The sequence below is a fragment of the Bacillus sp. B1-WWTP-T-0.5-Post-4 genome, from assembly GCF_009183795.1.
GTDB lineage: Bacteria > Bacillota > Bacilli > Bacillales > Bacillaceae_G > Bacillus_A > Bacillus_A cereus.
In genome coordinates, this window is the sequence record NZ_WEIJ01000001.1 from 319,770 (window position 1) to 333,558 (window position 13,789).

Consider the following 13,789-nt stretch of genomic DNA (forward strand, 5'->3'; position numbering starts at 1 on the left):
TTTATTTTTTCACCTTTTTTTGTACATCTTTTATTAATTCATTCATCGTTTTTCCTTCTGTTTTTATATGAAGAGCTTGTGCTGTTCTCCATACATTCTCTCTTTTTTTCGCTTCTTCTATAATAGTAATTTCTTTTCTAACTTCCTTTAAATCTTTTCCTTCCGTTTTCAATCCAAAATGTTCAGCTTTCGTTCGAAAGTGTTGTTCGATTCTTTGTTGCATCTCTTTTTGTTCAGGATTTTCAGCAGCCTTAACTGGATCAGAACTTATTGCTTTTATTAAAATTAAACAAGTCATAATCGCTAATATGTATTTGTACATGTAAAATCCTCCAACCCAATATAAATTACATATTTACTATGTACAACTAGGGCTTGGAAAATTCGTCCACAAAAATTCTTTTTTTCGTTCAAAAACCAATAGTAACAGGCGTTCACAACTATTTATTACATTTTATTTACAAAAAAAGCAAACCCTTTTACAAGTTTGCTTTTTCATCTATCTTATAATGCACACTCTTCAATCTCAAATCCTAAATCTGCAATCATACCCCAGTCTGCAGTCGGCTCTTGTCCAGCTGTCGTTAAGTAGTCCCCGACAAAAATAGAATTCGCTGCAAATAAACCGATTGGCTGTACAGAACGTAAATTGATTTCACGTCCTCCTGAAATACGAATTTCTTTTGTCGGGTTTACAAAACGCATCATTGCCAGTACTTTTAAACATTCTACTGGCGTTAACTCTTTTTGCCCTTCAAGAGGTGTCCCCTTTACAGCAACAAGGAAATTACAAGGGATAGAATCTGCATCTATACGTTGTAATTCAAATGCAATTTCAGCACGCTCTTCAATTGTTTCTCCCATGCCAAAAATCGCTCCAGAGCATGGAGAAATGCCCGCTTGTTTCGCTTTTTGAACTGTATCAACACGATCATCATACGTATGAGTTGAACAAATACTATCGTAATTATTTTCATGTGTATTTAAGTTGTGGTTATAACGATGCACGCCCGCTTCCGCTAAACGTCCTGCTTGATCTTCATTTAAGAAACCTAAACAACAACAAATCTTCAAGTCTGTCGTTTCACGAATTTCCTTAACTGCTCCAATTACGTGATTTACCTCTTTATCCGTCGGACGACGACCAGACGCTACAATACAATATGTACCTGCTTTACGGCGTATTGCTTCATGTGCCCCTTCTACAATCTTCTCCTGCGTTAACCATGCATATTTATCAATCGGTGCTTCTGAAATAATAGACTGTGAGCAATATCCACAATCTTCAGGACATAATCCAGATTTCGTATTAATAATCATATTCAATTTTACTTTCTTACCAAAGTGATGATGGCGAATAATGTAAGCTGCATTCATAATTTCTAAAACTTCTGTATCATCAGCTTCTAATATCGCTATTGCATCTTCTTTCGTAATCATCTTCTCTTCCACTACGTCGTATGCAAGTTTTTTCCAATCCCTTTTTGTTTGTACTTGTTTCATTTTATCTCTTCCCCTCTTTTGTTATATGTATAAATAAAGCATGATACGTTGCCATTATCCCTTCATTTCCCGTGAAGTCTCTTTCGTATATGCGTAGCATCGCACGAAAGAGTGAGGGACTTTGACAATATGATCCTTCATTGCTATTAGTTGCTCCTACTTTTCGAATAGAATGCAGAAACTCCTTAACTTCTGTAAAACTTTCTATGTAACATGTTTCAGAAACATGCACATCCCCTGTTTCTATCTTACATATATGAAGCAACTGATCTTTTGAATAAAAACGTTGACCAATCGATGTTTCATTTTTTATATTTCTTTCTTCTTTCGCACGTTGGAACGAAGCATGCAATTCTTGAAATGTTTCATGTCCAAACGTTGAAAAGAGTAATATCCCATCTATAGACAAATGTTGAAATAAATTTCTTAACACTTGTTGTAAATTATTTAACCATTGAAATGTAGCATTTGAAATAATGACATCATATGATTCTTCTAATCGTAATCGCTCAATATCTTCACAGTGAAACGTTACATTTTTTACATTTTGTCTAGTTTGCGCAATCGCAATCATACTTTCAGCAAAATCAACTGCTGTAATATGTGATTTCGGAAATAACTTTGATAATTGCTCTGTTACATACCCCGTCCCGCATCCTAGTTCTAAAATACGTATTGATGCCGTTTCACTATATCGTTCCTTTAAGATTGAAAGTAATGAATGTGCCATCTTTTTTTGTACATTTGCATATCGATCGTAAGATACGGCTGCCCCATTAAACCGTTTTTGTAGTAACGTTTTGTTGATCATGTCGTATCCCCTCTACAAATTGAATTATCTCATTTGCGCAATATTCAAAATTCGTCACACATAATGCATGCCCTGCTTCACTTACTACTTTCAGCTCGCTGCTGCTATTCTCCGTCATACTACGTGCCGCAGACAATGGGCATATTACATCCTGTTCTCCGTGAATAAGTAGTATAGGTACTTTAATTTCTTTTAGTTCTTCTCTCATATCTGTTTCTATTAAATAATCCAAACCTAGTTGTAAAGACTGAATAGAATCACCTTTAAAACGGTCTACAATGTCTTCAAAGTTTTTATTCCCTTTTAGCTCATCTTTCGTAAACATATTTTCATAAAACCGCTTGAGCGTATCTTCTTTCCTTCTCGCCAAATTCCTTTTCAGCCGTTCTACATGCAAAGCATTCCATCCATTACTATAGTCGCTCGTATTTGTAAATTTAGCAGTCCCACCAATTAATACGATGCCTTTTGCCTGAATCTTTTTATAAGCTTCAACTGCTGCTAACGCTCCTAGTGACCATCCAACTAAAATTACGTTGTCGTTATGCGCTACATCTATAATTCGTTCCGCAAATTCACTTCGTTCTTTCACATTACGCCAATCTACGCATTGAACAGGATATCCTTTAAAATACGGAAGTACTAAATCCCAAATATTCTCTTCCATTCCCCATCCGGGGATAAAAATAATCTTTAGCTCGTTCATACGAAAATCTCCTCTTCTTTCGCAATGTGAATAATTCGGTCAATAGCCCATTTTAAATCAGCTATTGTATGTTGCGATGTAACTGCAAAGCGAATTCGAGAACTATGAACCGGCACAGTTGGCGGACGAATTGCAATGGCCGCAATCCCTGCCTCTTGCAACCTTTTACTAAATCGTAAAGCATGTTCATTTGAACCGACTACAATCGGTACAATATGAGTTGAACTATTCCCAATATCAAAACCAACATCCCTTAATTTAGTTCTGAAGTATTCTCCGTTTGCTATAAGGTTCTCTCTTCTTTCGTTATCTTCTTTTACAATTTCAATTGCTTTTTGCACTGCTCCTAACGTACTTGGTGGTAAAGCTGTAGTAAAAATAAAGCTTCTCATCATATTTTGTAAATACTCTATATAAATTTCATCACCTGTCAAATACGCACCATAACACCCTAAAGCCTTGCTAAACGTCCCCATATGTATATCAATTTTTTGAGCAAGATTTTTTTCTATATGAGATAACCCAGCTCCGCCGATTCCATATATTCCACTCGCATGTGCTTCATCGACTATAATGATTGCCCCGTATTTCTCTTTCAGCTGTACTAAATCTCTTAAATACGCAGTATCACCATCCATACTAAAAACGGTATCTGTTACGATTAATTTCCTTTTTTCAGGCGAAGCCATTTTCAACAGCTTCTCTAAATGATCCAAATCATTATGACGATACCTTTTATGCTCTGCCCCGCTTAATAGGATTCCATCAACAATACTTGCGTGATTTAACTTATCACTAAAAACAATATCGTGCCGAGAGGCCAAAGAAGATATGGCACCTATATTTGCCGTATACCCACTATTTACAATTAAAGCTCTTTCAGTACCTTTCCAGTCACATATGCTTCTCTCAACCTCTTCATATAATGGATGATTTCCTACAACGAGACGAGAGGCAGTCGCTCCAGTTCCATATCTTTTTGTACAGGCAATAGCAGCTTCTTTTAACCTTTCATCTCCAGCTAACCCTAAATAATTATTTGACGCTAAATTTAACATCCTTTTTTTATCTCGAATAAGCCAAGTCTCTTCTGCCTTCTCTGTTACATGCAAATCACGATACTGCCCTTGCTCATGTAATTGTTGTAATTTACATTGAAGGTGCGCCCGCCACGTTTGATTCATTTTGGATAAACTCCTCTAATTTTGAAATCATAATATGTTCTTTTGCAGATTCTAATACTTCTTCTTTCGTAAACTCACCTTCAAAGAATGGTAATAATCCTAAAACTGGTACCCCGCTCAGCTCTTCAATCATCTCTTTATTTTCTTGCACTCTTTCCATTTCACATTCTTTGCAACCTGATAAAATGACACCCGCTACGGTTAAGCCATGCGCCTTTGCGTAAGCAATCGTTAACACTGTATGATTTACTGTTCCTAATGTAGGACGAGCTACTACAATAAGAGGCAACTGTAATTCTTTTGCAAAATCAATTACTAAAGCATCTTCTGTATATGGGACAGCAAGCCCACCTGCCCCTTCTACAAATAAGCTATTAAACTCTTTTAATAGTTCATTATAGTAATCAGTAATTTCTTTTAACTTTACTACTCTTCCAGCTCTTTTCATGGCAAGTCTCGGAGCAAGTGGTTCTTCAATAGAATAAGGGCAAATTTCATTTTCTTGTGTCGGCACACCTGATAATGCTTTTAACCTTGCCGCATCTCCCTCAGGGTTTGATGCAACATGCCCACTTTGCAACGGTTTATATACTCCGATGTTATATCCCAATTCTCTAAATACACCGGCTAATGCACCGGCAACGACAGTTTTCCCCACTTCAGTATCTGTTGCTGTTATAAAAAAACCGCTCATTATTCTCCCTCCGTAACATCCGAGATTGCTTTATACAAAATACGTAACATATCATCAATCTCCTCAATTGTAGAAGCAAGAGGTGGCATAAATACAATCGTATTACCGAGCGGTCGCAAGATCATACCCAGCTCTCTTGCGCGTTTACATACTTGAACACCAACTCTTTCTGTCCAGTCAAACGCTTCTTTCGTTTCCTTATTCTTCACAAGCTCAATACCAACCATTAATCCGCACTGACGAATATCACCTACATGTTTATACGCAAAGAGCTTTTCTAATTGCGCTGCCACATAATCCGTTTTATGTGTCACTTCTTCTATTAAATTTGTTTTTTCATATAGCTCTAAATTCGCGATTGCTACGGCACACCCTAACGGATTGCCTGTGTAGCTATGTCCATGGAAAAATGTTTTTTGTTCTTCATATTCTCCTAAGAAGGCATTATATATTTCATCCGTCGTTACCGTAACTGCAATTGGTAAATATCCACCTGTTAAACCTTTCCCAGCAGTTAAAATGTCTGGCGTCACATTTTCATGTTCACACGCAAACATTTTCCCTGTACGCCCAAATCCAGTCGCTACCTCATCTGTAATAAATAATACATTGTACTTAGTACATAAATCGCGCAGTCCTTTTAAATATCCTTTTGGCATTGTAATCATCCCGCCAGCACCTTGCATTAATGGCTCCACAATGATGGCAGCTACTTCTTCATGCTTTTCTTTCAACAATTCTTCCATTTCTTCTAAATGGCTTTTTACAATTTCCTCCCTATTATTTCCGTAAGGAGAACGATATGTATATGGATACGGCATTTTAATCGCATCAAATAAGAGCGAACTATACACTTGGTGAAACAAGTCTATTGCTCCTACCGAAACAGCTCCAATTGTATCACCGTGATATGCTTCTTTTAATGTAACGAATCTTTGTTTCTTTCGTTTCCCTTTATGCTGCCAATATTGGAAAGCCATCTTAATTGCAATTTCAACAGCGGTAGAACCTGAATCAGAATAGAATACCTTCTTCAATCCATCTGGTACAACCTCAATAATTTTTTCTGCTAATAAAATAGATGGAACGTTAGCAAGTCCTAACATAGTAGAATGAGCAATTTTATTTAATTGCTCACGAATTGCTTCATCTAATTCCGGTACTTGATGTCCGTGAACATTTAACCATATAGATGAAACACCATCCCAATATTCATTACCATTTACATCGTATAGCTTTCTTCCCTCTCCACGTTCAATAATGACAGGATCTTCTTCTAAATAATCTTTCATTTGTGTAAATGGGTGCCATACGTAAGCTTTATTTTTCTCTGCTAATTCTTCATATGTATAAGATGATTTTTCAATCGTTTTACTATTTATTGTCACAATTGTCACCCCTAATGTTAACTTGTTTACAAATAAAGTTAACATTAAATCTGAATGACTGTCAATTATTTTAAAATCAAATAGTTCTTAAAAAAGAACAACTTATCATACGATAAGTTGTTCTACTTTCCATGCTGTATCTTTCCAATTTCTAAAATAATTTCTTCATCTTTTTTTCCCTCTGTATTAATTCCAAGCTGCTTCGCATGCTCAATTAATAAATTATGACGCTGCTCAAATCTAGCCTTATTTACTTCTTTCGTAATTTCTTCTTTTGTTTTTCCATCACTAGAAACCCCTAGTTTCGTAGCTGCTTTCTCCATCGACTTCTTCTCTTCCGCTTCTTTCGCTTTCTTCACTTCTGACTGCTGTACTTGCTTTTGCTTCGCTTGCTCTGATTCAGCTGCAAAAGCTGTGTAAATGCCAGCACTTCCGCCAATGACTAGTAAGGTGGTAAAAAGAATTATTTTTTTCTTCACTCTTTCCTCCCCTTTCAAATTCATTATAACGCACATTTTTTAGTGTTAAAACCTATCTCCTTTATTTCCCTAAAAAAATATCACATATTTTTATTGACATGTATGATGAATATATGATAAAAATTTAACTAACATCATATGAATCGGCGTTGATAGGATTTAGTAGTATTTCGATTTCTGATTTCAGAGAGCTGGTGGTCGGTGCGAACCAGTACAGAGCGAATTATGAATTACCCCCTGGAGCTTCTTTTACGAAACGTAAGGAGTAGTGAAAGACGGTTATAGACCGTTATGTCTAAAGAGTGGTGAAACGAAACTGTTTCACAATTTAGGGTGGTACCGCGAATTTTTCGTCCCTGCATATATTGCAGGGGCGTTTTTATTTTATAAGCGCATATCATATGACCCTTTATTTTGTGATACATTCATTTCACAAGCTAGGGTGGTACCGCGATTTCTTCGTCCCTGCATAATTATATGCAGGGACGTTTTTTTATCCAATCATTTCCGTATCATATAGAAGGACTAACAATTACCGGTAATTTGTCACAAAATTCTAAATTTTAGAAGGAAATATACAATATTGGCGAATTTTATATAAAAAAGAGCTATTTCACATTACTTAGGAGGGGAAAACAATGGTTTCAAAAATTGAGTCTGTTCTTTTAACAATTTTTATCTTTTTCTGTATTGGTTTTAGTGTTATTCAATTAGAAGTTTCACCACACATCCCAATTTTATTTGGTATCGTTCTTTTATTAGCATTTGGATTCTTGAAGAAAATCTCTTGGTCTACTATGGAGAAAGGGATGATTAGTAGTATTTCAGCTGGCATTCCATCTATATTTATTTTCTTACTTGTAGGCGTATTAATTAGCGTTTGGATCGCAGCTGGAACTATTCCCACTTTAATGGTATACGGCTTCCAACTTGTATCTCCAAAAATTTTCGTTCCAACTGTTTTTGTTGTTTGTGCAATTGTTGGAACGAGTATCGGTAGTGCATTTACAACTGCTGCAACTGTAGGACTTGCCTTTATGGGAATGGGTACTGCCCTTGGATACGATCCAGCTCTTATTGCTGGTGCAATTATTTCTGGTGCATTCTTCGGAGATAAAATGTCTCCTTTATCTGATACAACAAACTTAGCGCCTGCTGTAACAGGTGTAGATTTATTTGAACATATTCGTAACATGCTTTGGACAACAGTGCCAGCTTTCATTATTGCTTTTATCGCATTTTTCATTTTAGGAAGCGGATCTGGTGGAAACGTTGATTTCTCAGCATTTATTAACACACTAGAAAAAAATGCAACGATTTCTATCGTTACACTGATTCCTATTTTATTACTGTTCCTATTCGCATTTAAAAAGGTACCCGCAGTTCCAACATTACTTGCAGGAATTGTGGTAGGGATTATTATTCTCTTTATTTTTAAACCTAGCACTTCTTTAGCTGATTTAATAAAAATTATGCAAGACGGTTACGTTTCTAAAACTGGTATCAAAGACATTGACAGCTTATTATCTCGCGGTGGCCTGCAAAGTATGATGATGTCAATTGCTCTTATTTTCCTAGCTCTTTGTATGGGAGGATTATTACAAGGAATGGGTATTATAGCGCAGCTGATGAATATTATCTCTAGCTTCGTAAAAACTAGTACACGCTTAATTATTTCTACTGCTTCAACTGCAATTGGTGTAAACTTCTTACTTGGTGAGCAATACTTATCTATCGTTTTAACAGGACAAGCATTCGCTAATAAATACGATGAAGTCGGTTTAGAACGTCGTAATTTATCACGAGTATTAGAAGATGCTGGTACAGTAATTAATCCACTCGTACCATGGGGTGTAAGTGGCGTATTCTTAACAAACGTTCTTAGCGTTCCAACATTCGATTACCTGCCATACGCAATCTTCTGTTTAGCTTGTCCAGTCGTAACCATTATCGTCGGTTTTACTGGATTCGGTCTTTCATGGAAAAAAGAAAAAGCAGTACCAGTTTCATAATATAATAAAAAGGATTACCAAATCGGTAATCCTTTTTATATTTCTCGACTATCTATTCGCTTTCTTTCTTCTAAATAACATAAGTAATCCCGCTCCAACAAACGCAAGACCCGCTCCAATTGTAGAAGCAATACTTGCACCTGTTTTCGGTAAATCACGTTCATCTTTTTCAGCTTCTTTATTTTCACTTACAGTTGTTGTTTCTTTTGTATTTTGATCATCTGTTGTAGTTTGTCCAGATCCAGTATTGTTTCCATCTTGCTTTGGTTCATTACCATTATTACCTTCTTCTGTTGGTGGTGTTGGGTTTTCTCCATTACCTGTTGGCGGTGTCGTTTGGTTTTCTCCACCACCTGTTGGCGGTGTTGTTGGATTTCCTTCACCAGTTTCTTTATCATCATTTTTCTTCGTTATATCAATTGCATATTTCGCAAATTCATTTTCAGATGGTCCAACATATGAAATCTTTCCATCTTTCTTTATATACTTTTGTGCATTTGGTGAAGAATCAAATGTTGTATTTAATTTATCTGCAACAATCGGTTTAAATGTCCAATTTTGATCAGCTGCTGGATCAATATCTTTTATTTTTTGCATATACTTCACAATGATTTGACGTGTTTCATCTTGTGATTGGTATACAACTTCCCCTTTACTTACACCTGGGAACGTTTGGCTACTTCCACGATAGTTATTTGTAGCGACGATGAACTCTTGATTGTCAGCTACTGGCTTACCTTCATATGTCATATTTACAATACGATTAGCATTTGCATTTACAACTTTTCCATCTTTATCGTATTTCGCCGGTTGTGTTACATCAATTTCGTATTTTAAGCCATCTAAAATATCGAAGTTATATGTAGGATATCCTATATTTACTAACGGCTGTTCTTCTGTTTTCTTTGGATCAATTTGATTAAACTGACCTGCAGACATTTCAAGCCATTCTTTCACTTGTGCCCCATTTACTTTTACAGCATATAACGTATTTGGATACACGTATAAATCTGCAACGTTTTTAATTGCTAACGTTCCAGCTGGAATATCCGTATAATATGTAGCACCGTTTCGGCCACCTGCTTTAAATGGTGCTCCTGCAGATAAAACTGGAATATCTTTAATCTTTTCGTATTCTGGTTTTTTAAGTTCTTGTTCTACATACCATTTTTGCGCATTTGTCACAATTTGTACGGAAGGATCATCTTGTACTAATGAAAAATAACTATTAATTGGTGCTTTCGTTTTACCTACATGTGTATTTACATATTCGATTGTCTTTTCATGTTCATCTTTAATTTCATTAACTAATTTTTGATCAGATGCTACTAATGGATTACCTTTACTATCAGCAATCGGACGAAGTTGCGGCTTAGACTGATCTTTTTGCACTTCCCATTTTCCGTTTACCTTTTTCAATTGCATATCAATAATACCTAAGTTACTACCAAAAACACCCGGCATTACAACTGGAACACCATTAAATACATCCTTCACTTCAGTATGTGAATGTCCCATTAATACTGCATTTACGCCAGGAACTTCTGTCGCTAAATAAAACGATGAATTTTCCATTCCTTCGTTGTATCCACTCTTATCAACACCTGAATGCGCTAGTGCAACTATAATATCCGCACCTTGCGCCTTCATTTCCGGAACTAATTTTTTCGCTGTTTGCACAATATCTTTTGCTTTTACTTGTCCTTCTAAATTCGCTTTATCCCAATTCATAATTTGTGGTGGAACAAATCCCATTACACCAATTTTCACTATTTGTTTTTGGCCTGCTTCATCCACTACTTCTTTCTCTAAAATATGATATGGTCTATCAAAGTAATGCTCGTCATTCTCATCATTACCATCATGGTCATCTCTGTAGACATTCGAGTTAATAACCGGAATTTTTGCTTTACTAGTCACTTCCTTTAAATAATCTAAACCGTAGTTAAATTCATGATTCCCAAGAGAGATGACGTCATACTTCATTAAATTCATTACACGATATAATGGATGTGTATAACTAGGATCCACACGATTCTTCGGATCTTTTATTTTATTCGCTACGTAATCCCCAAGCGGTGTCCCTTGTAATGCATCCCCATCATCAAATAGGACAGAGTTTTTCACTTCTTCACGTGCTTTATTAACGAGTGTTGCCGTTTGTACAAGACCTACTTTATTATCTGTTTTCGTTTGATAATAATCGTAATTCATTAAGTTAACGTGAATATCTGATGTTTCTAGAATTCGTAAGTTAACTGTACTCTCCCCAGCGTTCTCATCTGCATGAGCTGTTGCTGGCATTACTTGCGGTGCCATTACACCAATCGCAAGAGTTGCTCCAGCTAGCATTTTTTTTGACTTTTTCACAAAAAATCCCCCTTATACAATTACCAGAAATAATGAAATGAATCCCTATCTGTCTCTAACCACATACCTTTTTTCTTCTATTAGAGACACAATTTTCATTTCACCCTGCGCTAACGAGTAGTCCCCTTAAACGCCCGATTGATGAAGACTATTAATTAAAAGGAAATAAAGCTCCCACTCATTAAAGTTTCACCTTATCTGACATTATCATATATAAAGTTCTTTCCTATCGTCAATATTTTTTGACAAACTTCAACAAATTTTCTGTAAAGTTATTATAAACTTTTCATAAACATATAATATGCCCTTACATTGCTAATACTGCTGAATATGATACAATTACCAATTACAAGGAGGATGAATTTATGAAAAAAGTCATCTTAACAATTGTTTGTCTCCTCCTTCTGATCATTTCTTATTCTTATTTTGAAAAGAACGACGAGACAAAACAAAATGAATCTGAAGAAAAAACAGAAAAAACATCTGCCCCAAATTGGATTGATAAGCAAACAAACGAATCTTTTTATCATCTTGTATTAGGTGATTCACTCGCTAAAGGATATGGATCGACACAAGGTGGATTTGCTGAATTAGCTTCTAAGCAAATAGAAGCACAAATTCATAAACCAATTACAGTAGAAAACCTTGGGGTAAACGGTCTTACAACAGATCGTCTCGCTAAAAAAGTTCAATCAGAAGATGTAAAGGAAAAAATTAGAGCAGCAAATATAATTACAATTAATATTGGAGGAAATAATTTATTTCGTTTAAATCGTGATGTTGGTGTTATAGATGGTATAAAAATGTTAAATAAAGAAAAAGCCCATTTTGAAGCGGATATAAAAAGTATTGTAAAGACAGTTCGAGATCAAAATCCGGACGCTTTACTCATTCTCTCAGAACTCTATAACCCGTTACAACTCGATGACTCCATCGCAAGTTATGCAGATATGTTTTTAGATGGCTGGAATGAATCTGTTTATTCCATTTCCAAAGCAAATCAACCATCTATCGTTTTACCAATTCGCAAATTAATATCGAATGATAAAAAAGAGTTATTATTTGACCAAGTACACCCAAATGATAACGGCTATGCAATTATTGCCAATACATTTACAAAGCAAGTGTTATCCTACAAATATTAAAGCGACCATGAAACAATTCTATTTTTATAACATGTCTTTTTTGTTACAATGATAGTGGAAGGGGGCCTTTATATGGAATCACGCGAGTGGGAACGTATTGTTGATCATCTTCTTTCGCTAGTGCCTCTTTTTTATCGCAAATTTATGCTTCCTGGAGAATTTTCTTCTCAAAGACATATGCCGCCATCACATACACAAGTATTACTGCTTTTGCATGAAAACGGCACATTAGCAGTTTCCGAAATCGGCAAGCGGCTAGCGATTTCACGGCCTAACATGACACCTCTATTAAACAAACTTATTCAAGAAGAACTAATAGAGCGTCATTATAGCGAAAAAGATCGACGGGTCATTTTAATTTCCCTAACAGCTGAAGGGAAATTATTAGTAAATCAGTATCAGCAATTCATTTTAGACAAACTAAAAGAAAATTTCCAAACATTATCTGAGGAAGAGCGCGAAAAGCTCATTCATTCTCTTCAAACCATTCAAAATTTAATTTTGAAAACAAACGTATAAAGCTGCTTCTAAATAGAAGCAGCTTTATGATTCGTAATAGTTACCATAGTATACATTGGAATATGGCCATGTTGTTAAATATGGTTTTTTTTCCTGTGTAGGCTGTTGTGTTGGTAATTGTGGTATTTGTGATAATTGCTGTAATTGTTGTTGCCGATATAATTCGTATTGTCTACTCGTATCATAAACCGGATAATAATTTACATATGGATATACTTGAGGTACGTAATAATAATACATTATCCTATCCTCCTTTTTCTTAAACATATTCAAAGGAGAAAATGAATGTGACATTGTTTATAATTGTACAAGTGGTTCTCTCACTCGTTTCTTCCTTTTCTTCAAGCGTAACTTACGGTTCTTTTCGTATAAATAATGCACAACGAAATATGAAATGAGACCAAACACAACTCCTAAAATCGTCATTCCAATTAATACATACACTTCACTTTGTAATAAGCTCTTTAATATCGTAAAAATGTGACTTGAAAACAAGTCCGATATCTTAAATGGTTCATGATGAATTTTCTGTACATGAAATGGATAAATCATTTTTCCTAGCGCATACGCAAGCGGAAATAAAAATACTGGGAGAAACGATATTTTCCCAATAATATTGCCAATAACTGCCGCAGGAAAAGATCCCTTTGCTAACCTGACGATTGGATAAAATATTACATATACGAGCGATGCCGTATAAATGACTAACATTTCTAAGCCGAATCCTATAGCAAACCCTAACGATACTTTCTTTGCGCCTTCTGGCGATCGAAGCAACTTATAATATTGAAACTTTAATATTCTCCACATCCGCTGAAAAAACGAATATGTTTTCTTAGTTGTTTTCACCCTCATCATCTCTTTAACTATATTTTTATATGTAGTATGTCCTTACACACTCTGAAAAACAAATTTAGTTTTCTCTTTTATTATAAATGATATCGAAATGGTTAACCAAATATACATCCGACATTTTAA

At 35.5% G+C, this 13,789-nt stretch carries 14 protein-coding genes and 1 other annotated feature; of the genes, 3 read left to right on the plus strand and 11 right to left on the minus strand.

Annotated elements, in window-relative coordinates:
* Position 1 precedes the first annotated feature (1 nt).
* The 8 genes from GBN91_RS01735 to GBN91_RS01770 all read right to left on the minus strand — a co-directional run bounded on the left by GBN91_RS01735 (position 2) and on the right by GBN91_RS01770 (position 6,765).
* Entirely contained in the window at positions 2–322 is a 321-nt protein-coding gene (locus GBN91_RS01735; protein WP_000280032.1) for a hypothetical protein, read from the minus strand.
* 182 nt (positions 323–504) lie between these two features.
* Positions 505–1,503 (minus strand): biotin synthase, encoded by a 999-nt coding sequence (bioB, locus tag GBN91_RS01740; protein ID WP_000815858.1) that lies wholly within the window; start codon positions 1,501–1,503, stop codon positions 505–507.
* Position 1,504: 1 nt separating this feature from the next.
* Positions 1,505–2,314 carry a malonyl-ACP O-methyltransferase BioC gene (gene bioC / locus GBN91_RS01745; protein WP_000608914.1) on the minus strand — a complete coding sequence of 270 codons (810 nt, stop codon included), beginning with the start codon at positions 2,312–2,314 and terminating at the stop codon, positions 1,505–1,507.
* Positions 2,280–3,020, minus strand: a complete 741-nt coding sequence (locus tag GBN91_RS01750; protein WP_070179486.1) for an alpha/beta fold hydrolase — start codon at positions 3,018–3,020, stop codon at positions 2,280–2,282. Before GBN91_RS01750 ends, bioC begins: the two co-directional genes overlap by 35 nt.
* Complete coding sequence (gene bioF / locus GBN91_RS01755; protein WP_070179487.1) at positions 3,017–4,204, minus strand: 8-amino-7-oxononanoate synthase; 1,188 nt, start codon at positions 4,202–4,204, stop codon at positions 3,017–3,019. Before bioF ends, GBN91_RS01750 begins: the two co-directional genes overlap by 4 nt.
* Entirely contained in the window at positions 4,170–4,898 is a 729-nt protein-coding gene (gene bioD, locus GBN91_RS01760; RefSeq protein ID WP_000012496.1) for a dethiobiotin synthase, read from the minus strand. The genes bioF and bioD overlap by 35 nt, the downstream gene beginning before the upstream one ends.
* Positions 4,898–6,331: an adenosylmethionine--8-amino-7-oxononanoate transaminase gene (gene bioA, locus GBN91_RS01765; protein WP_070179489.1), complete on the minus strand. Its 1,434-nt coding sequence runs from the start codon at positions 6,329–6,331 to the stop codon at positions 4,898–4,900. The genes bioD and bioA overlap by 1 nt, the downstream gene beginning before the upstream one ends.
* Positions 6,332–6,408: 77 nt before the next feature.
* The gene (locus GBN91_RS01770; protein WP_152121221.1) at positions 6,409–6,765 is read right to left on the minus strand and encodes a hypothetical protein; all 357 of its coding nucleotides are present in this window, start codon (positions 6,763–6,765) and stop codon (positions 6,409–6,411) included.
* A gap of 140 nt (positions 6,766–6,905) precedes the next feature.
* Positions 6,906–7,126, plus strand: a binding site (T-box leader).
* 277 nt (positions 7,127–7,403) lie between these two features.
* On the opposite strand from GBN91_RS01770, the gene nhaC reads away from it, so the two are divergent.
* Positions 7,404–8,777, plus strand: coding sequence for a Na+/H+ antiporter NhaC (nhaC, locus tag GBN91_RS01775; protein ID WP_000253730.1), 1,374 nt, complete (start codon positions 7,404–7,406; stop codon positions 8,775–8,777).
* Between the two features lie 48 nt (positions 8,778–8,825).
* On the opposite strand, the gene cpdB is transcribed toward nhaC, so the two are convergent.
* Positions 8,826–11,147, minus strand: a complete 2,322-nt coding sequence (gene cpdB, locus GBN91_RS01780) for a bifunctional 2',3'-cyclic-nucleotide 2'-phosphodiesterase/3'-nucleotidase (protein ID WP_152121222.1) — start codon at positions 11,145–11,147, stop codon at positions 8,826–8,828.
* A gap of 365 nt (positions 11,148–11,512) precedes the next feature.
* Between cpdB and GBN91_RS01785 the strand changes: the two genes are divergently transcribed.
* On the plus strand, positions 11,513–12,292 hold the full coding sequence (locus tag GBN91_RS01785; protein WP_000755850.1) for a GDSL-type esterase/lipase family protein: 780 nt from the start codon (positions 11,513–11,515) through the stop codon (positions 12,290–12,292).
* 72 nt (positions 12,293–12,364) lie between these two features.
* Positions 12,365–12,811 carry a MarR family winged helix-turn-helix transcriptional regulator gene (locus GBN91_RS01790; RefSeq protein WP_000445819.1) on the plus strand — a complete coding sequence of 149 codons (447 nt, stop codon included), beginning with the start codon at positions 12,365–12,367 and terminating at the stop codon, positions 12,809–12,811.
* Between the two features lie 24 nt (positions 12,812–12,835).
* On the opposite strand, the gene GBN91_RS01795 is transcribed toward GBN91_RS01790, so the two are convergent.
* Positions 12,836–13,051 carry a hypothetical protein gene (locus GBN91_RS01795; protein ID WP_000291957.1) on the minus strand — a complete coding sequence of 72 codons (216 nt, stop codon included), beginning with the start codon at positions 13,049–13,051 and terminating at the stop codon, positions 12,836–12,838.
* Positions 13,052–13,108: 57 nt separating this feature from the next.
* A complete protein-coding gene (locus GBN91_RS01800) occupies positions 13,109–13,669 on the minus strand; it encodes a DUF2062 domain-containing protein (RefSeq protein ID WP_002026296.1) in 561 nt (186 codons plus the stop codon).
* Positions 13,670–13,789: the final 120 nt, after the last annotated feature.

Coding starts and splice junctions, on each gene's coding strand:
- GBN91_RS01790 (WP_000445819.1), top strand. CDS start 12,365: ATGGAATCACGCGAGTGGGAACGTATTGTTGATCATCTTCTTTCGCTA.
- GBN91_RS01735 (WP_000280032.1), bottom strand. CDS start 322: ATGTACAAATACATATTAGCGATTATGACTTGTTTAATTTTAATAAAA.
- bioB (WP_000815858.1), bottom strand. CDS start 1,503: ATGAAACAAGTACAAACAAAAAGGGATTGGAAAAAACTTGCATACGAC.
- bioC (WP_000608914.1), bottom strand. CDS start 2,314: ATGATCAACAAAACGTTACTACAAAAACGGTTTAATGGGGCAGCCGTA.
- bioF (WP_070179487.1), bottom strand. CDS start 4,204: ATGAATCAAACGTGGCGGGCGCACCTTCAATGTAAATTACAACAATTA.
- GBN91_RS01800 (WP_002026296.1), bottom strand. CDS start 13,669: ATGATGAGGGTGAAAACAACTAAGAAAACATATTCGTTTTTTCAGCGG.
- GBN91_RS01795 (WP_000291957.1), bottom strand. CDS start 13,051: ATGTATTATTATTACGTACCTCAAGTATATCCATATGTAAATTATTAT.
- GBN91_RS01785 (WP_000755850.1), top strand. CDS start 11,513: ATGAAAAAAGTCATCTTAACAATTGTTTGTCTCCTCCTTCTGATCATT.
- bioA (WP_070179489.1), bottom strand. CDS start 6,331: ATGTTAACTTTATTTGTAAACAAGTTAACATTAGGGGTGACAATTGTG.
- GBN91_RS01750 (WP_070179486.1), bottom strand. CDS start 3,020: ATGAACGAGCTAAAGATTATTTTTATCCCCGGATGGGGAATGGAAGAG.
- bioD (WP_000012496.1), bottom strand. CDS start 4,898: ATGAGCGGTTTTTTTATAACAGCAACAGATACTGAAGTGGGGAAAACT.
- nhaC (WP_000253730.1), top strand. CDS start 7,404: ATGGTTTCAAAAATTGAGTCTGTTCTTTTAACAATTTTTATCTTTTTC.